This window comes from Lichenibacterium dinghuense, from assembly GCF_021730615.1.
Lineage (GTDB): Bacteria > Pseudomonadota > Alphaproteobacteria > Rhizobiales > Beijerinckiaceae > Lichenihabitans > Lichenihabitans dinghuensis.
In genome coordinates this window covers 5433525-5459057 of sequence record NZ_JAJLMN010000001.1, presented here as the reverse complement: position 1 = coordinate 5459057, position 25533 = coordinate 5433525, and the positions used below count along the sequence as shown (strand labels likewise).

Below are 25533 nucleotides of genomic sequence, written 5' to 3'. Positions count from 1 at the left end.
CGCTCAGCGCCCCTTGAAGACGGGCTGCCGCTTCTCGTTGAAGGCGTTGATGCCCTCGTGGCGGTCGGCCGTCGGTATCAGTCGGTAGTAGGCCTCGATCTCAGTGTAGAGGCCGGTCCTGAGGTCGGTCTGGAGGCCGAGGTCCACGGCCTTCTTGGCCTGCGCAATCGAGAGCGGCGCGTTGCGGCAGATCTCCTCGGCCGTCGCGATCGTCTCCTCCAGCAGCTTTGCCGGCTCGCAGAGGCGGTTCACCAGCCCCCAATCCAGCGCCTCCTCGGCGGAGAACTTGGCGCCGCGGAAGATCAGCTCCTTGGCGCGCCGGGCGCCGATGGCGCGGGGCAGTTGCTGCGTGCCGCCGCCGCCCGGCATGATGCCCCGCATGACCTCGGTGAAGCCGAACACCGCCGCCCGCGACGCGTAGGCGAAGTCGCAGGCGAGCAGGAGTTCGAGGCCGCCCGCCACCGCGGCGCCGTTGGCGGCGCAGATGGTCGGCACGGGGCAGAAGGTGATGGCCCGGTTCATGCGCTCGAACAGGTAGTGCTGCCGGCTGAAGTCCTCGTCGGTCATGCCTTCCCGCTGCTTCAGGTCGGCACCGCCGCAGAAGGCGCGCTCCCCGGAGCCGGTCAGGACCACGCAGCGGTAGAGCGTCGGGTCGGCCTCGAGGGCGCCGAACACCCGGATGAGCTCGTGCCCCGTCGTCGACGTGATGGCGTTGGCCACGTGCGGCCGGTCGAGCCGGACGACGAGGATGTGCTCGCCGAACTCCTCGAGGACCAGCGTCTCCATCGGGGCCCTGCCGATCGCTTCCAGTATTCTCATTCCGCCGCCTCCTTCGCGTCCAGAAGATGGTTGTGCTCGCCGAGCCTCGGTGCCCGGCCGATCCTGTCGGGCCGCTCGCCGCCGAAGGAGATCGGCAGGCCGACGACCTGGACGGCGCCGTCGTCCGTGGTCTTGATGAGGTCGAGCGCCCGGGTCTGCTCCTGGCGCACCACTTGGTCGACGGTGAGGATGGGCCCGCACGGGATGCCGGCCTCGTCCAGCGCCGCGAGCCAGTGCGCGGCCGGCTTCGTGCGGAACACGGCCTGGAGCCGCTCGACCAGGGCCTCGCGGTTCGCGACCCGCGCGCCGTTGCTGCGGAACGTCGGGTCCTCGGCGAGGTGCCCGGCGTCGAGCACGGCGCAGAGCCGCGCGAACAGCCGGTCGTTGCCGGCCGCGACCATGATGGGCGCGTCCTCGCATTCGAAGGCCTGGTGCGGGACGATCGCGGCGGTGCCGGAACCCCACCGCCCGGGCATGACCCCGTTGGCGAGGTAGTCGGTGATCTGCATGCTGGCCCAGGTCAGGGCCGTCTCGTAGAGCGACACCGACACCACCTCGCCCTCGCCGGTCGACTGCCGCCTCAGCAGGGCCGCGAGCACGCCGATCGCGGCCCAGAGCCCCGTACCCATGTCGTTGACCGACACGGGGATGCGGACGGCGGGCTCGCCGGGGTGGCCGACGAGGCTCATGAGGCCGCTCAGCGCCTGGGCGAGCGGGTCGTAGCCCGGCTTGTCCCGCAGCGGGCCCACCTCGCCAAACGCGCCGAGGTTGCAGTAGATCAGCCCGGGATTGAGGGCGCGCAGGTCCGCCGGCCCGAGCCCGTATTTGGCGAGGCTGCCGGCCTTCAGGTTCTGCAGGACGACGTCCGCGCGGGTCGCGATCAGGTCGCGCAGGGCTGCGGCGTGGGCGGGGTCGGACAGGCTCAGCGCGACGCTGGACTTACCGTGGTTGACGGCATGGAACAGCGCGGCGGCTCCGTCGATGAACGGGGGGCCCCAGTCGCGGGCGTAGTCGCCGTTCCCCTCGCTCTCGACCTTGATGACCTCGGCCCCGAGCGAGCCGAGGATCATGCCGGCGTAGGGGGCGGCGAGGCTGTGGCCGATCTCGACGACGCGGATCCCGGCCAGGGGCAAGGTGTTCGTCATGCCCGCTCCTCCCGGCCCCGGGACGGCACGCCGGCCACGCCGTGATGCTTCTCGGCCTCGCCCGCGGTGACGTAGCCGTCGAGAAGGTCGGCCTCGATGGCGGCCCGCGGTCGCTCGCGCGGGTCGCCGTAGCCGCCGCTCCCCGCGGGCTGGATCGAGACCCGGTCGCCCCGGTGCACCACCGTCTGCCCGCCCTTGGCCGCCACGGCCGTCACCGACCCGTCGGCCTTGCGGACCTGGCACAGGAACGGCGCCCCGGCATGCCCGCCGAACTGGCCCTGCGGGGCTGAGCGCCCGCGCTCGCCCGACACCGTGAAGGTGGCCTCGTCGTAGCCGATGCGGTAGGTGCGACGGGACGAAAGCCCGCCCCGAAAGCGCCCGGCCCCGCCGGTGTGTGATTAGGCGTGGAATTTTGACCCCCATGTGAGGGGGATCGGCGTCCAACTTTGACCCCCTCGAGTGCAATTCGAGCAAGCTGCACGTCCTTGTTGCGGGACGGGCGGTGGGGGGGATGAAAGGCGTGGACACGATTGCGCGCATCAGGCGCGAGTTCTTCATTCGAGGCCGGTCCATCAAGGAGATCGTCCGGGATCTGCACGTGTCCCGGAACACCGTGCGCAAGGTGGTGCGCACCGGCCGCACCGCGTTCGAGTACGAGCGTGAGGTCCAGCCGATGCCCAAGCTCGGGCAGTGGCGGGCTGATCTGGACGAGATGCTGGCCGCCAACGACAGCAAGGCGGCCCGCGAGCGGCTCACCATGATCCGCGTGTTCGAGGATCTGCGCGGCCGCGGCTATGCGGGCGGCTACGACGCTGTCCGGCGCTACGCCCGGGGCTGGCGGCGCGAGCGGGTCGCGGTGACGGCCGCCGCCCACGTGCCGCTGAGCTTTGATCCGGGCGAGGCCTACCAGTTCGACTGGAGCCACGAGATCGTGCTGATCAACGGCACCACCGTCACCATCAAGGTGGCCCACGTCCGGCTCTGCCACAGCCGCATGCTGTTTGCGCGGGCCTATCCGCGCGAAAGCCAGGAGATGGTGTTCGACGCCCACGACAAGGCCTTCGCCTTCTTCGAGGGCGCCTGCCGCCGCGGCATCTACGACAACATGAAGACGGCAGTCGAAACGATCCTCGTCGGCAAGGAACGACAATATAACCGCCGTTTTCAGCAGATGTGCGCTCACTATCTCGTCGATCCCGTCGCCTGCACGCCGGCGTCGGGATGGGAGAAGGGCCAAGTCGAGAACCAGGTCGGCCTGGTGCGCGAGCGCTTCTTCACGCCCCGCCTGCGCGTGAAGAGCATCGAGGAGCTGAACAGGTGGCTCCTCGATCAGTGCGTCGCTTACGCCAAGGGCCATCCCCATCCGAGAACAAGGAGATCACGGTCTGGCAGGCGTTCGAGGCGGAGCGGCCGAGCCTCGTGCCCTATGTCGGCGCCTTCGACGGTTTCCACGCCGTGCCGGTCTCGGTGTCCAAGACGTGCCTGATCCGCTTCGACAACAACCGTTACTCGGTGATGGCGAGCGCCGTCGGCCGCCCCGTCGAAGTGCGGGCCTATGCGGAGCGGATCGAGTTGCGCCAGGGCGGCCATGTCGTGGGCGAGCATGTTCGCAGGTTCGGCCGCAACGAGACCGTATTCGAGCCCTGGCATTATGTGCCGGTGCTGGCCCGCAAGCCCGGCGCCCTGCGTAACGGGGCGCCGTTCAAGGATTGGGTGCTGCCGCCCGCCTTCGAGCGCGTCCGGCGCAAGCTCGCCGGCGCCGACGATGGCGATCGCCAGATGGTGGGCCTGCTGACGGCCGCCATGGACGACGGGCTGGAGGCCGTCGAGGCTGCCTGCCTGGAGGCGCTCGAAGCCGGCGTCCACTCGGCCGACATCATCCTCAACATCCTGGCCCGACGCCGCGAACCCGCGCGCGTCATCACCATCGATACCCCTGACGCGCTGCGCCTGCAGCACGAGCCCGTCGCCGACTGCGCGCGCTATGACACTCTGAGGAGCATCATGTGATGGAACGTTCCGAAATCCTGGCCACGATGGTGGACCTGAAGCTTTACGGCATGAAGGCCGGCTACGACGAGATCATCACCACGGCGTTGAAGCGCCAGCACGAGCCGCAACGCATCGTCGGTGATCTGCTGCAGGCCGAGATCGCCGAGAAACAGGCGCGCTCGATCAAGTATCAGATCACCATCTCCAAGCTGCCTTTAGCCAAGGACATCGAGGATTTCCGGTTCGAAGGCACGCTCATCAACGAGATGCTGGTGCGCGATCTCGCCGGCGGCGAGTTCCTTGCTCACCAGCGCAACGCTGTCCTGGTGGGCGGCACCGGGACCGGCAAGACTCACCTCGCCATCGGGATCGCCCGAGCCTGCATCCGCAACGGCGCCCGTGGCCGCTATTTCAACGTCGTCGACCTCGTGAACCGGCTCGAAGCCGAAGGCCGCGCCGGCCGCCACGGCCGCATGGCCGACTACCTGTCGCGCATGGACTTCATCGTGCTCGACGAACTCGGCTATCTGCCCTTTGCCCAGTCTGGCGGGCAACTCCTCTTCCATCTCATCAGCCGCCTCTACGAGCAGACCTCCGTCATCGTGACGACCAACCTGGCCTTCGGTGAATGGCCGAACGTGTTCGGCGATGCCAAGATGACGACCGCACTGCTGGACCGGCTCACCCACCATTGCGAGATCGTCGAGACCGGCAACGAGAGTTGGCGCTTCAAAAACCGCGCCTCGGCCTGAGCATCACGCCACCGCAGCCGCCCGGCTGCGCAACCCTGACCCGCTTCGCCGGGCGGCCGCTACCGCCTCAGATTGCAGCAAGGGGGTCAACATTGGACGCCGATAGGGGGTCAAATTTCAACGCCGATTGACACCCAACATCCGCGCCTTTGTTGTATATCCGCGCGCCGTGCAGTGCACGCGGTGGATCTCGACCATCAACGCCGGATCGCTCCGGGCGCGTGCCGACCGCTTGCGGGGTCAGCCTGCCGAGCGGGATGCGCGTAGTACGTCGATGGGGCGATCGGCAGCACCTTGCAGATCGGCTCGACCCCGTGAGCATTTCGGTGCTCGTCGATGAAGGCTTTCATGTTCGTGAGCAGCGGTCGAGCTCGGCCATGGCAAAATAGACGCTCGCTTTCCGCGAGATCCCATTCGCCTGATGCAGCTTACGGACTTCGCGCTCCAGCGCTTTGATGCGATCACATTCGCCCGTCGTCGTGCCCGTCCGCGAACTCTTGCTGCTCTATGCCTCCTTGACCCAGGCACGCAGGGTTTCCCCCGAACAGCCAATCTAGGACGCGATCGACCGGATGGCCGCGTGTCGCGAGCGATGCTCGCCCTGGTGCTCCTGCACCATCCGGACCGCGCGCTCGCGGACCTCAAGGGAAAATCAGGGTGTGCGCTTTGTGATGGCTCCAGTCTCGACGGATCAGGAGCTTCCGGGCGATCCGGTGCGGTGTTTAGTGGGTCCTCACGCTCGAAGGCTGGCTCAACCCGCTGAAGCGCTCGTTCTGATCTCCAGTTGTGCCCTAGCTTTCAGAAAGCACTCCCGCGAGAGCGGGTTCGTCCATGGGTCGGCTTCGGCCGGCAAGATCCGAACGGCGAATTCGGGTGGAGAGCAGAACGGCCGCTTTGGAGAGAGCACAGAAAAGAAACAGACATTCATTCGGTTCAGCTGGGACAAGAATCAATCGCTCGATGTAGCTTCAACGTTCGACGCTCCTAAATCAGGCATGCACCCACGTCGCCGTGGCGACGATCCGAGCCCCGCTCAGAGCGGCATTCAACACGGGGCCGCCTGAATAGTTCGCAATAATCCGGTTCTTGCCGACATCGAGCATAAGCCGAAGATCGGTGATCGGGGCCTGATCGATGGAAAAGGCGACTGCCCGGATTGGACGCGCAGCCGTGGGGAGTTGATCCATGCTGTCGATGCCGAAGGCTGTCCTTTCCCGCGTCGCCGGCATGGTGATGTCGAGGTCCATGATCGTCTGCGCCGGCCCGACCCGGACGAGCGCGCTGGCCGCTGCGAAAGTCACGCGGACACCGATCGGGGTGAAGGCGAGAGTCCGCCAGCCGTCCACCACCGTGTCGGGACTCCAGACCGACGTGTCGACCGCGCCCGCGGGGCAGCCGTCCATGTCGTTGCCGGCGAGCCTGATCCCCTTCATCGCCCTCCCGTTCTGCCCGTAGCCCCAGAGCTGCGTCTGTCCGCTCGCGCGGGTGTCGAAGCATCGGTTGTCGGCGATGAGCGAGCCGCCGCCGTCCGTCGCGTCGGCTCGCTGGTAGATGCCGTGGGCCGCGTGCTCGGCGGTGCCGTTGTCGTAGCAGATGTTGGACGAGGCGACGCTGTCCCGGCCGGAGACCGACAGTCCGTTGCCGAGATTTCGGAAGCAGTGGTTGCCCGTGACGATCGCGCGGAGCGCCCAGCACTCGATGCCCTCCATGAGGTATCCGTCGCGGTCCGGCGCCCTGCCACTGTCGTGGCAGAAATTGTCTCGGATAGTGATGTCGTGGCTGATCGCATCCTCGGCGACGTTGATGCCGGCGGAGAAGCCCCAGCCCGACACGTCGTTGCCTTCGACGGCCGAGTCCGAGCCGTCGAGGGCGATCTGGCAGCCGCGCAGCGCGTTGCCGCGCACCGTCATGTTCGACCCGCCGCCCAGCACGGCGATGCCGTAGTTCGCCGGCGCCGACATCGGCGCGCCGCGGTCGAGGCGGCAGCCCTCGATCAGCCCTCGCTGGGTGTTGTTGGCCAGGATGCCGCACGTGTGGAAGCCCACGAACGTGCAGCGGGTGATGGTGAAATTGAATCCGCCCTGGATCAGCAGGCAGGGTTGGAAGAGCGGGTAGGTCGTGGCGGTCCTGTCCACCATCGTGAGGAGCCCGCCGCCGTCGAAGGTGACCCCGTCGATGACGAAGTCGCGGGAACCCACAGCGGAGATCATGTCGCGAGCCGGAACAGCCGACTGTCGGAGGACCGTCCTCCCAGGGTGGCCGAGGAGGCGCTTGCCCGAGAGCGCGACGCCGGCGAGGGCCGCCGCGTCGAGCAGGTAGACGCGCGGGGCGAGACGGACGGTGCCGCTCGCCCGCTGGAAGGCGCGGCGCAGGGCCGCGCTGTCGGCCTCTGCGGTGCCCGCGATCTCCCCGGGGGGGATCAGCGCGTCGACGTCGAGGGTGTCGTCGCCTTCGCCCGCCGCGCGCGGGCAGCCCTCGAAGGCTTGGGCTAGGGCCTTCGGCGCCGCGGCGGCGAGCGCGACGGCCCCGGCCGCGCCCAGAAACCCGCGGCGACGGAGGCCGGCCGTCGATGAGCCCTCCGCTGGACCCGCTCTCATCGGACCACGGTGGCCCGACGCCCGCGGCGACGGACCTGCAACGGCCGGCCCCACACCCTCGGCTTCGGGCCGTTCCGGCGGGTCCCGCATCATCTGGGCGTCCGTCCATCGGTTCGGCGCCGCATCCAGAACGACGACGCCAGCCCGTCGAGGTGCCTCACCTCTGCCGGCAGTCGGTCGCGCAGCGGCGCGAAGGCCTGCTCGCGCGACACGTGGTGCGTCGGGAAGACGATGTCGTCGTCGTCGGCGCCGCCGAGCAGGTACGCCATCATGAGATATTGTTCGTTGTAGAACCGGTTCGTCCAGCCCTGTGGATAGTCGAACGGCACGAAGATGTCATGCAGGCCATAGGTGACGCCGTGGGCGAGCGACGGGAGGATCTCGGTGAAGAAGACGGTAACGTCGGAGTTCTGGAAGCTGCGGTGGCTGTTGTCGACGAACAGCATGTCCCGCTCGTCGAGCCCGGAGAACACCTGCGGCGACACGTCCTCGCAACGCTCGCGGATCACCCGATCGCAGATGGCGTCGACGTCGGCGGTCGGATGCGGGTCGATCGAGACGATCCGCGTCGGCAGGCCGTTGTCGATGATGGCCTGCCTGACGAACTTCGTGGAGAAACCTGATCCGATCTCCATGTAGACGCGCGGCGCCCGGATCGCGACGAGGCCGTAGAGCACCGCGGCGTCAAGGCCGGGCAGCCACCAGTTCTCCCAATGCGGCTTGTCCGGGGCAGGAAAGGATGGGATGGCGCGAAATCGTGCCGCGAAGCTGCAGATCTGCTCGAGCAGGCGGGCGTAGCGCTCCTCGTCGGCCTCCAAGCGCCGGGCGATCGCCCCGGCGCCGCTCGCCTCGGACCAGTCCCGCTCCCTCGGCCGATAGGCGAAGTCGTTGAAGTCGACGGCGAAGCCTTCGTCCAGCCGTTGCTTGAGGGTTGCGAGCTCCCTCTGCAGGCGATCGTGCTCGGCCTGCCCCGCTGCGAGGTGGGAGCTTCCCTCCGCGGCGGCAGCGGGCGGCACCTCCAGGGTGCCGACGCCGGCGAGCTGCCCCGACCGCGTGTTGTAGCCCATCCACGCGTCCACGAGCGCGCCGACGTCGATCGCGACGCCGCCGAGCGCCTTAATGCGCGCGCAGTAAATCTTGCCGAGCAGGCCGCCGGCGACCAGGAACAGGCACCCAGGCTCCGGAACTTCGATCGTCGCCAGCAGGCGACCGTACAGGTCTGGGAAGTGCCCGACGGCGTTCGGGCCCCGTATGGTGCCGGGCAGGCGACCCTCGCCCGGTATGACGTGGGAGACGACAGTCCCGATGCCGAAGCGCCGCCGCAGGCGCTCCGCCAGCCTCGGATGCGGGCTGATCAGGCCGACGGTCCGCCTCCCCTGCAGAAGGCTCGCCAGGAACGGCGCCGCGCGGTCGAGATCCTGATGCACGAAAGCGCTGGTCCAGGCGAGGCTCGGCCGGGAGGTGCCGATCCCGCGAAGCCACCGCTCCTGCGCGGCGAGATAGCCGTAATGCCCCGTGTCCTGGCGCAACCGGGTGCTGTCGCTCGCGCCGACGATGTCGGCCTGCGCCACGGCTTCCTCGTAGGACGTCGCCAGATCGGCGACTGCGGCTGGGTCGGCGTCGGCCCAGTCGCGGCCGAACCAATTGTGCCAGACGACCGAGCCGATCGCGCCGGCCTCGGCGTCCGATATGTCGGGGCAGAGGCCGCGCCGCGCCGCGATCAGGAACCGCGCCTCCCCGTCGCCGAGCCGGATGAGGCTGAAGGGCCGTCGCTCGGCGAGATGCGCTTCGATGCGCGCCATCACCGCCGCCGTGTCGAGCCAGCGCGGCGACGCCTCGCGTCGCTCCGCCGCCTCGATCTCGGCGGTTCGATCGTGGGCCAGGGCGAGCCGCGCGTGCCCGGTGAAGGCGAGGATGTCGCGCCGCAGGGCCGCGTCGGCCGTCGTCAATGTCGCAGCCGTCGTCAGCACCTCGCCGTAGCGGGTCTCGCCCGATAGCAGGCCGAGGTGGTCCCGGAGGAACTCCGGCTCCCGGCGGCCCGCCGCGAAGGCCGCGCCGAAGGCGACCGTCGCTTGGTGTGACCGGAACCCCCTCCAGAGATCCTGGCCGAGTTCCACGGCCGCCTCGGGGGATTCGGCCCCGAAGGCGACGGCGAGGTCGAGGTGGTGGAGGGCCGCGTCGAACCTGCCCTCCAAAACTTCCGCCGCGATCTCGGAGGCCAACCCCGGCCGGGCCGACACGTACGGGCTCTTTGGCGCCGCGGCGTCCTCCCCGGACCAGTGCAGGGCTTCACCGAGCGCCGTCGCCCGCCCAGGCGAGCGGAAGCGAAGCCGTGCGAGCAGCGCGCGCCAGTCCCCGTCCGACGTCGACCAGGCCCCCCCGGCTTTCGCCGGCATCCGCTCGACCGCGACGCGCGCGTCGAGGGGCTGCGGCGCGCCCTCGAGTGGCGACGCGCTTCCACCGTCGGGCTCCGGCAGGACGACGAGCAGGCGGAACACCAGTCCGGGGAAGCGGCGCCCCAACGCCGCTGCGAGCCGGTTGAGGTCTCCGATCCCGAGCGGATCCCTTGCCGGATCGATGCGGTCCCAGGGCAGTCCGGTCAGCGCTGAGAAGCGGACGAAGAGCACGGGCTCCCCGCCCTCGCAGGCCTGGATGAAGCGGTGCCACTTGTGGGCCAGCTTCGAACCACAGGCCTCGACAGCCGCGGCATCGAACATCACGAGGTCGCCGTCGCGCCGCGGGAACTCGTGGTGGAAGAGCAGATCGTAGGCGCCGCACCGCACCGACCTCCCTTCCTGGACCGCGATGAAGGCGCTGCCCAGCTTCGCGCCATCGTCCGCGAGCACGTGCTCGATTGCGTCGAGCGGCGTGACGAGCCAATCGAACAGCCCGGGCTGGTGGCGGCCCTGGATCCGCAGGTGGTGCGCGGGCTCGCAGTTCGCGCCGAGGCTCAGGACCGGCCCGAACACGACGTCGGCGAAGAGCGGGCGATCCTGGGAGGGCATCACCGTTCGGCCCCGGAGCCGTCGCGGCAGAGCGCTTCCCGCTTCACGGGGCCGCTCGCGGGTTCGAGGCGGCCAGTTCCCGCGCGAGGTCTCGCCGGATAGCCGACCGCGCGAAGCGGCGGGCCCGCTCGATGAGTCGGCCCCCCTCGGCCCGATCGAAACCGTCCCGATCGAAGCGCGCGGTGAGGTCCCGCAGGCGGTCGCACATCTCCCGCCCTGTCCTGAACTTGACCCCGCTGTCGAGCATGTCGACGATCTCCGCCGGCCCGCCCGCGTCGTACACGCAGAGCGCACATCCGCTCGCGGCCGCCTGCGCGACCGCGATGCCGAAGTGCTCGCACAGTTCCGGATCAGCGTCGCTGTCCACGTCCATGCCGCTCGCATGCACATAGACGCTCGCCCGCCTGTAGGCCTCCACGACGTCCGCGAATGCGGCGTCGATCAGGATGCGATGGCTGCACCCCGACAGCACCTCGGAGATCTGCGCAGTATAGGCCGGGTCGTCGCTGCTTCCGATCAGGACGAGCTGCCAGTTCGGCCCGATCTGGCCGGATGAAACGGAGGTCTTGAACGCTCGTGCGATCTCGATCTGGGACTTTCTGTGGCCCTTCGTGGCGAAGCGCCCCACGGAGAGGATGGTCCTGTTTTTCGACCGCAACTCCGCCTCGGAAACGAAGAACGCATCCGCGACGGACGGATACAGAACGCTCGTGCGCGGATGGTGCTCCCGCCAGAACGTCTCGATCCAGCCCTCGGTGAATCGGGAGTTGGCCAGAAAGGTGTAGCTCTCGACGAAGGACCGGGTCGCGTGTCGCGTTGGGAAGCTGACGACATAGAGCGACGTCGCGGCGAGGGACGGCATGACGCTCTGGAAGCACGAGTTGACGAACACGTCGTAGTCTTCGGTGATCTTCGGCGTCATCGGGGCGACGATGCGCTTGAGAAAGCGAGTGCCGCTCACCCCAAAGAAGCCACAGACCTCGTCGAGATCGAAGTCCGACTCCGAGATGATCTCGACAGGCCCGTCCGTCGCGAGTGCCTCGGCGATATTCAGCGCGTGGGCTTCCCCGCCGCCGAGCGTCATCCAATAAGGGTTGTAGACGCCGATCCTCCTTGCCTTCCGCGCGGGAAGGCCACCGTTCTTGATCTTGCCGGCCAGGAGCGGCAGCTCCTCCATGATCTGCGGTATGATCTCCGCGTATCGCCGCTCGGCCGAGTCCGGTGGAGCGTTCTCGCTGTACCAGCCCAGGAGATGGTTGAGCTTGGCGAGACTGTCGAAGATGACCTGGGCGTCTTCGCATCCAGTCAGGATGTACCTCATCAGGGCCGCGTTCCTTTCCGTGTACCTCCTCCAGAGGGGCGAACCTTCCGCGGTCGATGCTGAGTGTTTATGGTAGACGATCGAGCGCGGCTCGTAGACGATGCGATAGCCCGACGTTCGGATGCGATGGGACAGTTCGCTGTCCTCGTAGTAGAACCCGAGTTCATCGATGAACAGCGGGCGGCCGTTCAGGGCGCTGCGCCTGACGAGCGCGGAGCAGCCGCAAAGATACGGGACCTCGACCGGTTCATCATACGGCGGTGCGTCGACCTCGAAGATGCCTCGGTCGGCGGGCATGCCGTCGTCCTGCGTCACGCTGCCCGCGTTGTTGATGATGTGGAAGCCCGATCGGAAGATCCCGTTCTCGCCGAGGCGGACCTCGACGGCCTGCGGTGTTTCCCGTCTGTAGACCACACGCGAGACGCTCTTCACGCCGTCGATCGCGATCGCGAGGCCTTTTGGGATGTCCGGGATCGGCACCTCGATCACATCCTGACAGAGTGGCAGGTCGAGTTCGACGCGAAAGCCTCCCGGGGCGTGCTGAACAGCCACGATCACGCCGTCTTTTCGATCCCCCTGCTTCAGCACGTACTTCCGGTAAGAGAGCTTCTCCAGCAGCACGCCGCCGTCGACCGCGAAGGGCGCGGGTGCCTCGATCCTGATCCGCGTGAACTTCGTCCAGAACCTGATCTTCGGCGCGACGGCGCCGACCGTGGGGTCGTCGCGCATCCTGAGGACGAGCCCCTCGAGCCAGTTCTCGTCGACTCGTGTGTCGTTGTTGAGGAGCGCCACGACCTCGCCCCGCGATGCCTTCAGCCCCTCGTTGTTCGCCGTCGCGAACCCGGACTGCTCCGCGAGCCGCACAATTCGGATGCCGGGCTGCAACCCGGCGACGTGTAGGGACGCGTCGGTCGAGGCGTCGTCGACGAAGACGATCTCGTGGTTGCGGTAGGTCTGCCGCGCGAGGCTGTCGAACAGGTCCGCGAGGTGGTGTGCCCCGTTCCGGTTGCAGACGACGATCGACACGAGGGGGTGCCGCCCCAAGCGCTCCGCCCTTGTCGAAAGCACGGAGAAACCCGCTCCGGCGGAGAACACGACGCCGGCCGGCAACTGGCGCCCCGCCCCCCATGGCTCCTCAAGGAAGTGACACAGCGGATCGACATCGCTCGACGTGATCCCGTTCAGGCGGCGATAGGCCTCGCAGTCGAAGGCGCGGTTCGGATTGAAGCCGGTGCGGTGTCCGACCGTGACGTAGTGCACGAGCGGGTTGATGCCGGGCGGCAGCCGGTCCGCGTACATGGCGCAGTACCAGGGCAGGTCGAAGCAGGGCGACGTCGAACAGCCCCGAGCCGCGCCGACCATGAGGAAGTGAGTGATCGGATCCTGCCCGCGTTCCAATCGGACCGCATTCTCGGCGAGGTAATGGGCGACGTCGAACAGCCGGTGGGGATTGAGCCCGTTCTGGCCGCCAGCGCGCAGAAAGTGGGAGAGGGGATCGTCGGCGCCGTCGTCCAGGTCCGGCGCTTGATCGAGGTAGTGGGCGGCGTCGAACAGGGGGTGGGGATCTCCCGTGCCCGTCGACGGGTTCGCCGCGTAGTGGAGCAGCGCGGGGGTGGCGTCTGGAAGGTTCGCCTGTTCTCGATAATGACGCGCGTCGAACAGCCGGTGGGGGCTCAGGTCGCCGAACATTCCCTGGCAGGTGTAGTGAATAAAGAGCTCTGGCTTGCCCAGGCCGTCGAGGCCGTGCAGACGGCCGTACCAGTCAGCATCGAAGATGGTGGCCGCGATGAGCAGGGCGCGTTGGAGGAGGGCGGAGCTCTGCGCGAGGTCGGGATGTGGAGAGCGGTGGTCCATGGTCAGAGCGTCCACCCCAGGCATCCATCCAGATCCGTCGATCGCGCCCGCTCCGCGATGTACGCCGGGGCGTCCCGGGGAGATAGGTGCGGAGATATGGACAGTTCCGGCCGTCGCGACCACGCGGCCTGACGGGCGGGATGCAGCACCGCGCTAAGCCGCGACGAGCCGGCGCCGGTCGGCGTCGTCCAGGTAGGCGCGATACTGATCGTAGAAGACGAGGCAGGTGATGATGCTCCGCAGGGTGCCAGGCTTCCGTGCCCCCGCGGCCAGCACGCGCGACACCATCCTGGCTTCGTCTTCACCGCGCGACGCGATGCGGCGCATGCAGCCCAGCGCGTAGGTTCCCCGTGGGCCGGCAGCGGACCGACCTGGCGTTGGTCGTTCGGCCGATCCCTCGGCCGCCGTCCCGAAGGCCGCGATGAAGTTCATCACGCGGTGCTCGAAGGCGGCCGGCACGAACAGGCGACGCGCCAGAGACCGAGCGCCTTCGATCAAGGCATCGTAGGTCATCAGCTTCGGGACGACATTGCTGAAAAGGTTTTCGCTCCATCTGGAGTCGCGCTCCACGAGACGACCATCCCGATGCATGCGGTCGTGCAACGGCGTCCCTTTAGCGGCGAAAAGGACATTGACGGTGGGGATCGGGAGCGGTGCGGACTGCTGGAAGTCGAAGAGGGTGTCGAAGACGTCGGGCCCGTCGTGATCGAAGCCCACCATGAGGCCGTTGCGGACGAGGATGCCCTGCGAAACGATGCGCTGGACTGCCTCGTGGGCCGGCATCAGCAGGTTCTGCCGCTTGTTCGTCTCGCGAAGGCTCGCTGTATTCACGGTCTCGATGCCGACGAAGAGGTGGTCGAGCCCGGCCTTCGCGCAGCGCCGCAGGATGTCCTCGTCGCGGGCGACGTCGACCGAGGCCTGCGTGACGAACCGCATGGGGTCGGTGGCGTGCCGCCCGTTCCAATCCGCCAACGCGTCGAGCGTCGCGCGAGCGAACTGGCGATGTACGGTGAAGTTGTCGTCGGTCAGGAACACCTGACGGAAGCCCGCCGCATGCAGGGCGTCCAACTCGCGCAGGATCTGATCCGCGTCCTTGTGGCGCTGCTTGCGCCCATTGTAGCGGATGACGTCGCAGAACTCGCAGTCAAACGGGCAGCCCCGCGTCGTCTGCAGCGCGCCCATCAGGGCGCGGTCTACCGGGTACAGGTCCCAGCGGGGCACTGGCGACGTGCGCAGGTCGGGGCGACCACCCTCATAGTGCGTGCTCCATTTGCCCGACGCGAGGTCCGCGAAGAGGCGGGGCGCGATGTCCTCCATCTCGCCGGTGACAAGGATGTCGGCGTGCGGCCGTAGGGCTTCGGGATCCAGGCTGGCCAACGGACCGCCGACGAGAACGACTTTACCGCGAGCGTGGAACGCGTCCGCCAACTCGATCATGCGCGGCAGTTGCGCGTTCTTGCCCGTGAGCCCGACGAAGCGGGCCGGCGTGTCGAGGTCCACATCGAGGATCTCCTCCTCGCACACCGTGACGTCCCAGCCCGGCGGCGCCATCGCCGCGACGGTCAGGATGGCGAGGTCGGGGATCGTGATGAAGCCAGGTGCGACGTCGTAGTTGGCGACGTGCGGCCGAGGGTTGATCAGGTAGAGCGACCTCACGCCCGCACTCTGCATGGTTGAACCCCGTGAATGCGCTCGACGGTCCAGGGCGCGCTCGGCGTTGGACGCGCTCGTCCTACAGCGGACGCGCCGAACGCGCGCCGAGATACCACCGCTCGGCGCACCTTCGTAACGCGTCCCCTGCGCACGTCGGATGGTTCTACATCGATCGGGATGCGGGCGCACGCCTCGATCGCGTGCGTTTTCACGCGTGTACGCTTCATCATCATCGACGCGCGCCCGCCGCTTCAATACCCTGCCGGTGCAGCGCTTCGCTCGCGACAGCGCATCGATCGGTCGGTGGGGAGCCTTCGAGAGGCTTCGGATCTGCAGCGTGTGGATGGATCGACTGTACCGAGGAACGAGGGCTCGGATTTGGGTGGCACGATCTACGTGATCCTGGGCTCGCATCGGAGCGGCACGTCCGCGATGGCGCGCGCCCTGAGCTTGGCGGGGTTCGGCGATCTGCCGCATGACCTTCTGCCGCCCCACCCCGTGGATAACCCGACCGGCTGCTGGGAGTCGCGGGCCGTGGTCGCCTTCGACGACGACGCCCTAGCGCGTGCCGGCGGGACTTGGGACCGTCCCCCCATACCCTCCGCGGCGGCGACGCGAGAGCAGGTCGCGCGTGCCGCGGAGGTTCTCACAAACCAATTTCATGGGCCGGGGCCGCTCATCCTGAAGGATCCCCGGCTCTCGCTGCTGGTCCCCCTCTGGCAGGAGATCCTGACCGGCCGCGGCCTTCGTCCCGTCTACGTCATCATGCTGCGGCGGCCGTCGGAGGTCGCTGCGTCCCTCAAGGCGCGGGATGGCTTCGAGATGTCCCGAGGGCTGTCCCTCTGGGCCTCGTACACGATGGCCGCGGAGCGGGCCACGCGGGGATCTGCGCGCGTCTTCGTGACTTTCGACGACCTCCTGCGATCCTGGCAGGGCGCCTTGACCCGGGTCGCCGAGGCTGCGGGGCGACCGCCGCTCCTCGACGAAGCCGGCGAGCGGAAGGTCGGGCAGTTTCTCAGCCACGGTCTGAAGCGCCACTCGGTCGGTGAAGCCGAGGCCGACACGATGGCGGGGGCGCGCGAGAAAGGCATCTACGACCTCCTGGTCGCGACGGGAGCCCGGACGCCCGAGGAACGGCTGCAGCTCGACGGCTTGTACGGCGCAATAGCCGACGGCATGACCGCGCTCGTGCCCGAGGTGGCGGTGCCGCGGATCGAGGGGCCGCGCTGGCTGCTCGTCACGGGCGCGCCGCGCAGCGGGACGTCCCTGTTGCGCGCCATGCTGACCGAGCATCCGCAGGTCGGCCTGTTGCAGGAATATGGGCTAACCAAACTCCTTCGCAGGATCGACGCGATCGTCGCGCAGCCGGCGCCCGCTGAGGAGGATTGGGACAGCCCCGGCGATCCGGACGACGAAGCGTTCAACGCCGCCATGGCCGTGTATCGCGACCGGCCCGGCAGGGCCGCGATCACGCGCGGCGGGGGGGATCCTAAGCCGGAGCACTTTCACGCGGTGGCCGCGGGACTGTTCGCCGGCATGTTCCCAGGCAAGGACCTCCGCTACGTCGGCGACAAGATGCCGGTCACGGCCGAGTGGGAGGATGTGCCGCTCCTCTTCTCGCGCTTCCCCGAGCTGCGCGTCGTCGCCGTGATCCGCAACCCCGCTGACGTCGTGCGCTCGTCGCTGGTGCGACGCGAGGCGACCCGCAGAGGCCGGGACGCGTGGCCGATCCGGACGGTCCAGGAAGCGGCGACGCAGTGGCTGGCCGCCTGGAGAACCCTGATCAGCGTCAAGGAACGCTACGGCGGGGCCGTCCTCGTCGTGAAGTACGAGGACCTCAGCTCGGACCTACGGGCCGCGTCGGGCCGCCTGTTCGAATGGCTCGCCCTCCCGCCGCACGAAATCGCCACCGCCATCGCGGCGCTCCCGCCGGACCTCGCCCTCCACACGGCGGCCGAGCAGGCCTTGGTCCGCCACCTGTTCTCCCCCGTGCTTCAGGCTTGGCCCGACGCGGATGCCGAGGTGTTGATGGCGCGCTTCGCCACGTTCCGCATGCCCTATGCGATGGGCGACACAGTCCACCTCGGCCACGAAGATGCGGGAGCCTACCTCGCCTCGGGTTTCTCGTTTCGGGAGGAGTGGGGCTGCTGGACGGACGGCTCCCGCGCTGTTCTATCGATCCCCCACGGGCAGACGAAAGGCACGCTATTCGTCGAGATCCGGGTCGCGCAGTCGGTCCGATCCGGGGAGGACGGGAACGACGTCATCGTGAGGAGCGGTTGGGGCGAGCCAAGGCTGTTCGCGCTCCCGGCAGGCCGCTCGCGCATCGCGTTCGTGGCGCAGGCCGAGGAGGCTGAGGAGGCTGGCACGCTCGCCGTCGAACTACTCATCATGCGTCCGAAAGGGCCGGACGAGAGCCCGCCCGATTGTCGTGCCCTCGGCATCTTGGTAGAATCGTTCAGAGTTGTGTGCTTGCCCGTTGCGGCAGTGGACGCTGGCGGACCGTGAAGGATACACGCGCATGATCCGGACGTGTCATGACCGCCCATGCGGAGCCAAGGATTTTTTCGCACCAGCTTCGCGCTCCGCGACATGACGCCGACGCAGGCCCGAGTGACGGCCATCTGCGCCGATGTCCTCGGGCTCGTGCATCTCGATCTTGACGATGACTTGTACGAGGTCGGCAGCGACTCCCATCAGGCCGTGCTGGTCGCGCTGGAGATCGAGAGCGCGTTCAGCGTGGAGATGCCGATCGAACTCATGGAGGGCTCTGCCAACGTACGTGCACTGGCGGCCTGGGTCGACGAACGACTGTCGGCCGACGCCGCGCCTTCGCCGCGCGGCGCCGCTCCTGGATCCGTCGGCGATGTCTGATCCGCGCAGCTTGGCGCGCCACCTTCGCCACTGCTTCGAGCAGGACAGCCTTCCCCGGACGGAGGCGGGCGATGCGAAGCTCTGGTTCCTGGCGCTGGAGCACCTGATCCGGTATGGGGCACTCGCCGCCGCGGCCCATGCCGCACCCCATCTCGTCGCGGCCTTCCCGGGCAGCCTCTACGTCGCGAGGCTCGCGATGCTGCTCTCACGCATGCCGCCGGCCGTCGACGACCCGAACTTCGCGGGTTTCCTGGACGACGCCGCGCAGGAGATGCGAGTGGTGCGGTGCGGCAACGCGACCGAGGTGCTGCTCGTCTTCTGCGGCCGCCACGGCTCGCTCGGCTTCCCGCTGCCCATCGCACATCGCTGGTTCGCCCCGCTCGGCGTCCACGTCGTCTACCTCCGCGACCCCGACGGTGAGCTCTACGCGGGCGGCCTGCGAACGCTGGGCGGCGACCGGGGTGCGACAATCCGAACCCTGCGAGGCGTCGTCGACGAACTCGGGGCGACCCGCATCGCTTGCTACGGTAACTCTAATGGCGGGTACGCCGCTCTGCTGTACGGGCTCGAGATGGGCGCCGCCGCCGTGCTCGCAGTCAACGCGATGATCCTGATCTCGGAAGAGCAGATCGTATCGTACCGCGGGGCCGACCGTCGACGACCTCACCTGCCGGATCTGGCGCGCCTCTACGCGACGGCTTCGCCGCGGCCGCGCGTATGCCTCGTCCACAGCGCGGACAACGCCCAGGATGCTGCGGCAGCACTGGCCCTGGCCGGCATCAGCGGTGTGACGGTCGAGGCGGTGCCGGACGTCGACGGGCACGACGCCCACATGGCGCTGATCGAGGGCGGACAGTTTGGAGACCTCCTGAGGCGCGCCCTGATGGACGCCGATGCACCTTCCGGTCCGGTCCGCACGGGCGAGGATGCGGTGGCGTCCGAGAAGCGTCCGGAGCCCGCGTCGCCGACCGCCGACGATCCACTACGGCCCACATCGCCCGGTGGCGACCTCGTCCCCACGCCCGAGGCGGCCTGGAGGGAAGGTGTGGCTCTCAGGGATGAGGGCCGCGCGGCTCAGGGGCTGGACGTCCTCGCGCGGGCCTTCGCCGACGGCTATCGCCACCTCGCCTTCCTGCGCGACTACCTCGACCTGCTCAGCGGCGAGGCCCGTTACGCCGAACTCCTGTCGGTGATCGACATCCTCAGGCGCGAAGGCGTCGATGCTGCCCATGCTCGAGCCCCGCGGCATCTCGCGATGATCAGCGGCCACGCCAAGCTGGCCCTCATGCATCCGCGCGACGAGGAGATCGCCGCGGCAGGGGACCACGCCGCCTCCGAAGCGTGGCTCGACGCCCCGGCGCTGCGCGGGGCGATCGCGTCCGCGATCCGCGCGCGCCGGCCCTTTGCCTTCATCCGCGTGGGGGACGGCGAGGCGCGCTACCTCATCGGCGAGGGGGCGGAGGTTGTAGCCAGTCTGGGGACTGACGAGCGGGGCGCCATGCTGGACGTGGTGTGGGAGAACTGGTTCGGCGAGACCGCATCCGAGACGCAGGCCGAAGAGCGCGCCCGCCTGCGCGCGTCCTACGAGAGGGCCATCCTCGCGGCCGACGTCGTGGGCGCCTGCAGCGCGGAGCGGCTCCGCCGGGACACGGCGCACTACGGGTACTTGGCGTGGCAGGAGCGGTGGCTGCGGCGATGCTTCGCCGGACGCCCCGACGTCCGCTTCACCGATGCCCTCGTGCTGCGCGCCCTCGACGCCGAGACGCCGTTCCTGACCGCGCTGCTCAAAGGACAGGACGTCCTCGGGATGATTTCGCCCCACCCGGGCCTCGCGCAGGCCCTCGCCCGACGGGCGGGGATCGGGCGCGTGATCGAGCACGTCGTCCCTGGCGAGCAGCGCCTGCCCTCGGCGACTGGCGCCGGGCCGGCGACTCCGCACTTCCCGACAGCCTACGAGCGGCTCATGGACACGCTGTCCGTGCCCCGGCCCGGCTGCGTGTTCCTGGTCGCGGCGGGCCTGCTGGGCAAGGTGTACTGTGCCCGCATCAAGGCACTCGGCGGCATCGCGGTCGACATCGGCGCCCTCGCGGACGCCTGGCTGGGCTTCGACACCCGCAACGGGTGGTATGCGAACACGTCGACGCTCGACGTCTCCGCCCCGCCACAGGAGCCGGAGCAGCGCGACTCGCCGCCGACCCTGGGCTGTCTCTCGTTCGGGAAGACCGGATCCATGGCGCTAGCCGCCGCCCTTCATAGCGCCGGTTTCCCGAATGCGATCCACCTCCACTTCCTCGGTCCCCGCGCGATGGCATTGAAGGGCACCGACCCTGAGCCGATGTGCAGGCTCGCGTCGAAGGTGGCCCGAACCGTCGATGATCCTGAGAGGCGGTTCCGCTTCGTCACCAGCATCCGCGACCCCGTCGCGCGCATCCTGTCGCAGGCATTCTACACCGCAGAGCGGCATCGCGCGGAGACCGGCGCGGACATCGTGAGGGACCGCGAGGCCCTGATCGCCTGGTGGGACGGACGAGGGATCGCTCGGATTCCCGATCTCTGGGGCGCCTGGTTCGACGACACGTACAAGGCGACGTTCGGCTTCGACGTCCGCGAGCACCGCTTCGACCACGCCCGCAAGTCCCTCCGTTTCGCGTCGGACCGGTTGAGGGTCTTGGTGTTGCGCCAGGAGGACGCTCTCGCTGCGAGGGAGGCCGAACTCGGCTGGCTCGTCGACCGCGACCGCGTCGCCATCCCCTTCGCGAACACCTCCGAAAGCCAGGGCTACGACGCGACCTACCGACCCTTTCTCGCCTCCTTCGTGGCGCCCCCGCATTGGCTCGACAGCATCTACGAGTCCGAGGTGATCAGGCATCTCTACACGGAGGCCGAGCGCGACGCGTTCCGCTTCCGCTGGAGCGGAAAGGGGCGGTCTTATCGCCTGGGTGCAGTCGCCGCGTCTTCTGTGACCGGCGATGGTATTTTCCCCGTGACGGGATCTGGATAGCCCCGTCGCGTGCCGCAGGGTCGACTCGCCGATATGGCTCAGGAGAGCAGATCTGTTTGACCACCGTCGTCGAGTCCCTTCGCGAACACGCGCGGCTCCGACCGGACGCCGAGGCGTTGTTCTTCACCCGCGGCGAGGGCGAGCCCGACGTCCTCACCTATGGGGAGCTGGACCGCCGGGCGCGAGCCTTCGCGGGCCGCCTCGCCGGCGCCGTGCCCGCGGACCGGCCCCTGCTGCTCGCCCTCCGGTCCGATGCCGGATCCGTGGTGGCGCTCTTCGGCTGCCTCTACGCCGGCGTGCCCTGCGCGCCCGTCCCCCTCCCGCCGCGCAACGGCAGCCTTCGGCGCCTGCAGGCCTTCGCCGAGGCCTCACGCTGCGCCGCGGTCGTGACCCCCGGCGGGGCCGATCTCCCATTTATCGCGCCGGGCGTGGAAGTCATCCGCGCCGAGGAGGGGAGCGGCGACGCCAACCAGGATCTCGGCCTGCCTCGGGCGGCCGACCTGGCCTTCGTGCAGTACACGTCCGGCTCCGTTTCCGCGCCGAAAGGCGTTATGCTGACGCACGCCAACGTGGTGGCCAACCTGGGTATGCTCCGCACCGCATTCGGCGTTGCGCCGGGGGACCGTTTCGCGAGTTGGCTGCCGCTGTTCCACGACATGGGCCTCGCCATGCTGCTGATGCCGCTGTACTTCGGCGTGCCCGGCGTGCTCATGCCGCCCCTGTCGTTCCTGCGGCGGCCGGAGGCTTGGTTGAGTGTCGTCGGCCAGCACCGTGCCACTATCACCGGCGCGCCCAACTTCGCCTTCGAGGCGTGTGCCCGCCGCGTGCCCGATGCTGTGATCGCGAACCTCGATCTGCGCCACCTGAGGCTGGCCTTCTGTGGCGCGGAGCCGGTGCGCCTCGCCACCCTGCGGCACTTCGCGCGGCGCTTCGCTCCCACGGGGTTCCGGGCCGAGGCACTCTACCCCTGCTACGGCATGGCCGAGGCCGTGACCTTCGTGTCGGGTGACTATCTGTCGCGCGCGGACGCCGAGGGAACAGCCGAAGCCACAGACCCGGCGCTGACGGCCCGTTGCGGGGCACCGGCGGTGGGCTCGCTCGTCGCGATCGCCGACCCGGAGACCTTGCAACCCCGTCGCGACGGCGAGGAGGGCGAGATCTGGATCTCCGGCCCTCACGTCGGCGTGGGCTACCTCGGCCTCGCCGACGCGACGCGGGCCGCGTTCGGGGCGCGGCTCGCCGCCCACCCCGGGCGTTTCTTCCTGCGGACCGGCGATCTCGGCGTGCTGCGCGGCGGCGTCCTGACCGTCACGGGGCGGATCAAGGATGTCATCGTCCACCGGGGGGAGAAGATCCACGCGGCCGACGTCGAGGCGACGGTGGCGGCCTGCCACCCGAGCTTCGGCGACGTCGGGGCGGCTTTCGCGCGCGAGGTGGACGGGACCGAGGCGGTCGTTCTCGTCCAGGAGGTGGCGCGCGGCCTCGCCGCGCCGCCCGTCGCGGCCATGCACAAGGCGGCCCTGGAAGCCGTGGCGCTGTACCACGGCGTGCGTCTGCACGAGGTCGTGCTCGTGCGGGCGGGGAGTTTGCCGAAGACGAGCAGCGGCAAGGTGAGGCGGGAGGCGTGCCGCGCGTCCTATTTGAGGTCGCTTGAGTCCGTGATTGCGTCGGTCGGAGATCTGGAGACCTCGGTTGCCGGACTGGTGCTTGAACCGCCTTGATGAGCAGCACAGCAGGATGCGCACGATCGAGAAAGCTTATCATCCGAGATGCGTGTATGACGACGAGGGCCAAATCGTCTCTTTGATCGAACCTCTGTAACGATCGCTTGTGTCGGCCTTTGCGACGCTGCATGCAGTCTACATCCGATCATGTCTTCGCGTGACGGGCAGCGTTGACCAACGTGATGTCTCGCAACGAAAAATCGAGTTTTCGACTGGACAAGTCTCGATTCATATCAGATGGTGAAAGCGCATCGCCGATGAAATGTGGAGGGTAGGAATGTCTCCTCGTAAGTCGAGAAGCGGGTCGTGATGGTGTGAGGTTCGCGTTCCTTGGCCGTCGACTTATCGCCACTTCGATGTGAGTCGCTCAAACACGAGCAAACTCGAATCAATGAGTCCATCATTAGAGCGATGAAAATAAAACGCTGACCGATCGGTGGCTACTTGATGGAGCATAGGATGCTCAACGTACCACCAGATCTACAATATTAATATGTAGAGACGACATAAAATAGGGAGAACAGGGCATGTCCTCGACATCTATGACCGATTGGATGTCTTCAATCGATAAAGATACAAACGTCATTGACATGTCCATACCTGGTACGCACGACTCTGGTGCTTATAACATTACCGCATTCCCGAGCAACTGGATCAAAACACAAACCTTGAACCTCAAGCAGCAGCTCGAGGCCGGAATACGCTTCCTCGACATCCGCCTCGGATGGGACTCCGCCGCTAAGATCATGAAAGTTTATCACGGTGAGGGAAGGAAGGCGACTTACTGCAATCTCGACTTCTACGCCGCAGGTCGCGACAACACTGTACTTGGAATATGCGCAAATTTCTTGCGTGATCACCCTGGTGAAACCATACTGATGTCCTTGAAAGAGGAGTTGAGTTCGTCGGATTTCGACTCGAACGTCCGCAGTATCATCACGAACACAACTTCGCTGTGGTATCGGAAAGAAAGTTTTCCGACCCTCGGCGAGGCGAAGGGCTTCATCATCTTGATTCGGAGGTGGAATTGGCCACAACATTACGACAATTTTGGCATCGATATGTCGCCAGAACTCTGGAACAAAGCGAAAGGAAACCCAAAAGTCTTCAATAATAGTATGGTTCAAGACGACTTCGATGCAAAAGGAAATGAAACTGGGCAAAGCGCCAAAACTGCGAAGTGGTGGAGCATACAAAATACTCTTCAACTAGCGCTCTCAAAGCCTCTTGGATCGAGGTTCATACTGAACTTTCTCAGTGCTACAAAATGGACAAAGCTCTTAGATCCTAAGGACTTCGCAGTTGGATCCAACAATGATGGCATGCTGTTCCGGACGCAAAATTGGTTGAATTCATATAAAGGGCGCTACAGGTTAGGCGTAATTGCTCTGGACTTTGTTGGAGCCTCCGGCACCCAGGATCTGATTCCATTGATTGTCGGACGCAACGCAAAACCCGACTGGACGTTGTCGGACCTGCCCTCCCCTCAGGATTATACCCCATCTAAAGTATTCTCTTATCAATTTCTCGGCAGCCTTGTGCTGTTTTTTCGTAGCGCTGATACCGGGCGGATCATCTGGCGCATCTCGCAGGATGGATCAAGCTGGCCTCCGAGCGCCCAAATCATAGACGCGGCTTTGACGGATCAATCTCTTAATGCTGTGTCTTTCCAGGGAACGTTGTATCTTTTCTGGAAAAATAAGAACGCATCTACGGATACAACAAAAAACACTATTCATTTTTCGACGCTGATCGATAATGGGACTATTACCAATTCATCAAATTGGACACCTCCTTCTCTAATCAATTCAGCCGATACGACATCGAATAGTCTATGTACAATAGTACATCAGCGGAAATTGCATATCTTTTTCAATGCCAATGACCAAACCGGACGCATTCTCCACACGATGTCCGAGGACGGGTCGACTTGGCCACCTGCGAAGCCTATAGACGCACTTGGCCCGACGACACATTCTATCGTGTCGACATTGTTCAGAGGAGAGGTTTGGATCTTTTGGCGCGGCCAAGACAATCTGATGCACTACGGCCACTCCAGCGACCTGGATCACTGGATTTGCGGCAAAGTCACCGGCGACCCACAACTGGGTAGCTCTATGGGCGTGTGTGTCAGTGATGGACTGATCTATCTGTTCTTTCGTGCACCAAGCTCGCTGAGCGGCGGTCAATATACAAAAATCAGCTATACATCCTCATCTGATGGGCAGATGTGGTCAAAAGCATCAACACTGATTGACGATGTCAAAACTGAAAACGGGCTAGACTCGATTGAATTCATGCGATCAGGTGGAAAACTGGTTAAATACGTCTTCGTTGTCAGTGAACCCTCCGCATCTGATCAGCCTCACTACATCAAATATGTCTCAGACGTCAGTGTCTGAAAGGCGGACGCATAGGCAGAGGCTAAGGATGCGGAAGGCTATCGCAGGCCGTCATTCGACAGGGAGGACGGCCCGCGCGACAGGGTTCCCGATCGAGAAGGTCTGGTCGAGGGGGTTGATGCCCACTCTGATCATACGACGCGCCGCGCTCGCGCAAGTCGGGTGAGACGACTGCTGGAACCGGTTCGTGGACGTCAGGGCTCTCGGTTAATAGTCGGATGTCTGCTTGCAGGTCGAAAGTCTCCGAGGTGCAGTGATGAAAACATCTTCCGTGATCGTCGCCGAGCACGAGCGATGTCGGTAAAGTTGGGGGGGAACAATGATCGGTAGTTCAGCCGCTCTCATTTCCTTCTGTCGAGTTGAGCGAGGCCTGTACCTATTGCGCTACGTCGAG

12 protein-coding genes, 3 pseudogenes and 1 other annotated feature are annotated in these 25533 nt (G+C 66.7%); of the genes and pseudogenes, 7 read left to right on the top strand and 8 right to left on the bottom strand.

Going from position 1 to position 25533, the window contains the following annotated elements:
• Positions 1–3: 3 nt before the first annotated feature.
• From L7N97_RS26205 to L7N97_RS26195, 3 genes and pseudogenes are all read right to left on the bottom strand, one after another.
• A complete protein-coding gene (locus L7N97_RS26205) occupies positions 4–819 on the bottom strand; it encodes an enoyl-CoA hydratase-related protein (RefSeq protein WP_237481383.1) in 816 nt (271 codons plus the stop codon).
• The gene (locus tag L7N97_RS26200; protein WP_237481382.1) at positions 816–1964 is read right to left on the bottom strand and encodes a CaiB/BaiF CoA transferase family protein; all 1149 of its coding nucleotides are present in this window, start codon (positions 1962–1964) and stop codon (positions 816–818) included. Before L7N97_RS26200 ends, L7N97_RS26205 begins: the two co-directional genes overlap by 4 nt.
• Positions 1961–2344: pseudogene (locus tag L7N97_RS26195) on the bottom strand (hydantoinase B/oxoprolinase family protein); the annotation flags it as partial. The gene L7N97_RS26200 and the pseudogene L7N97_RS26195, both read right to left, overlap by 4 nt.
• A 131-nt stretch (positions 2345–2475) precedes the next feature.
• Between L7N97_RS26195 and istA the strand changes: the two are divergent.
• Positions 2476–3962: pseudogene (gene istA, locus L7N97_RS26190) on the top strand (IS21 family transposase); the annotation flags it as partial.
• Positions 3963–3973: 11 nt separating this feature from the next.
• Positions 3974–4708 carry an IS21-like element helper ATPase IstB gene (gene istB / locus L7N97_RS26185; RefSeq protein WP_237478175.1) on the top strand — a complete coding sequence of 245 codons (735 nt, stop codon included), beginning with the start codon at positions 3974–3976 and terminating at the stop codon, positions 4706–4708.
• A gap of 177 nt (positions 4709–4885) precedes the next feature.
• Here istB and L7N97_RS26180 read toward each other — a convergent pair.
• From L7N97_RS26180 to L7N97_RS26160, 5 genes and pseudogenes are all read right to left on the bottom strand, one after another.
• Positions 4886–5327, bottom strand: a pseudogene (locus L7N97_RS26180) (transposase); the annotation flags it as partial.
• Positions 4984–5100 (bottom strand) — a sequence feature (AL1L pseudoknot). It overlaps the preceding pseudogene by 117 nt.
• A gap of 370 nt (positions 5328–5697) precedes the next feature.
• On the bottom strand, positions 5698–7305 hold the full coding sequence (locus L7N97_RS26175) for a right-handed parallel beta-helix repeat-containing protein (protein WP_237481380.1): 1608 nt from the start codon (positions 7303–7305) through the stop codon (positions 5698–5700).
• 89 nt (positions 7306–7394) lie between these two features.
• Positions 7395–10310, bottom strand: coding sequence for a class I SAM-dependent methyltransferase (locus tag L7N97_RS26170; RefSeq protein WP_237481378.1), 2916 nt, complete (start codon positions 10308–10310; stop codon positions 7395–7397).
• Between the two features lie 43 nt (positions 10311–10353).
• The gene (locus tag L7N97_RS26165) at positions 10354–13500 is read right to left on the bottom strand and encodes a glycosyltransferase (RefSeq protein ID WP_237481376.1); all 3147 of its coding nucleotides are present in this window, start codon (positions 13498–13500) and stop codon (positions 10354–10356) included.
• A gap of 138 nt (positions 13501–13638) precedes the next feature.
• On the bottom strand, positions 13639–15141 hold the full coding sequence (locus tag L7N97_RS26160; protein ID WP_237481374.1) for a B12-binding domain-containing radical SAM protein: 1503 nt from the start codon (positions 15139–15141) through the stop codon (positions 13639–13641).
• Positions 15142–15315: 174 nt separating this feature from the next.
• Here L7N97_RS26160 and L7N97_RS26155 point away from each other — a divergent pair, with 174 nt between their 5' ends.
• The 5 genes from L7N97_RS26155 to L7N97_RS26135 all read left to right on the top strand — a co-directional run bounded on the left by L7N97_RS26155 (position 15316) and on the right by L7N97_RS26135 (position 25139).
• A complete protein-coding gene (locus L7N97_RS26155) occupies positions 15316–17646 on the top strand; it encodes a sulfotransferase (RefSeq protein ID WP_237481372.1) in 2331 nt (776 codons plus the stop codon).
• Between the two features lie 39 nt (positions 17647–17685).
• Positions 17686–18012, top strand: a complete 327-nt coding sequence (locus L7N97_RS26150; RefSeq protein WP_237481371.1) for an acyl carrier protein — start codon at positions 17686–17688, stop codon at positions 18010–18012.
• Positions 18013–18223: 211 nt separating this feature from the next.
• On the top strand, positions 18224–21013 hold the full coding sequence (locus L7N97_RS26145) for a putative capsular polysaccharide synthesis family protein (protein ID WP_237481368.1): 2790 nt from the start codon (positions 18224–18226) through the stop codon (positions 21011–21013).
• Positions 21014–21069: 56 nt separating this feature from the next.
• Positions 21070–22734, top strand: a complete 1665-nt coding sequence (locus tag L7N97_RS26140) for a fatty acyl-AMP ligase (protein ID WP_237481366.1) — start codon at positions 21070–21072, stop codon at positions 22732–22734.
• Between the two features lie 530 nt (positions 22735–23264).
• Complete coding sequence (locus tag L7N97_RS26135) at positions 23265–25139, top strand: phosphatidylinositol-specific phospholipase C (protein ID WP_237481364.1); 1875 nt, start codon at positions 23265–23267, stop codon at positions 25137–25139.
• Positions 25140–25533 lie beyond the last annotated feature (394 nt).

Coding starts and splice junctions, on each gene's coding strand:
- L7N97_RS26155 (WP_237481372.1), top strand. CDS start 15,316: ATGCGGGCGCACGCCTCGATCGCGTGCGTTTTCACGCGTGTACGCTTC.
- L7N97_RS26175 (WP_237481380.1), bottom strand. CDS start 7,305: ATGAGAGCGGGTCCAGCGGAGGGCTCATCGACGGCCGGCCTCCGTCGC.
- L7N97_RS26200 (WP_237481382.1), bottom strand. CDS start 1,964: ATGACGAACACCTTGCCCCTGGCCGGGATCCGCGTCGTCGAGATCGGC.
- L7N97_RS26170 (WP_237481378.1), bottom strand. CDS start 10,310: ATGCCCTCCCAGGATCGCCCGCTCTTCGCCGACGTCGTGTTCGGGCCG.
- L7N97_RS26145 (WP_237481368.1), top strand. CDS start 18,224: ATGCCGCCGGCCGTCGACGACCCGAACTTCGCGGGTTTCCTGGACGAC.
- L7N97_RS26135 (WP_237481364.1), top strand. CDS start 23,265: ATGTCCTCGACATCTATGACCGATTGGATGTCTTCAATCGATAAAGAT.
- istB (WP_237478175.1), top strand. CDS start 3,974: ATGGAACGTTCCGAAATCCTGGCCACGATGGTGGACCTGAAGCTTTAC.
- L7N97_RS26205 (WP_237481383.1), bottom strand. CDS start 819: ATGAGAATACTGGAAGCGATCGGCAGGGCCCCGATGGAGACGCTGGTC.
- L7N97_RS26150 (WP_237481371.1), top strand. CDS start 17,686: ATGCGGAGCCAAGGATTTTTTCGCACCAGCTTCGCGCTCCGCGACATG.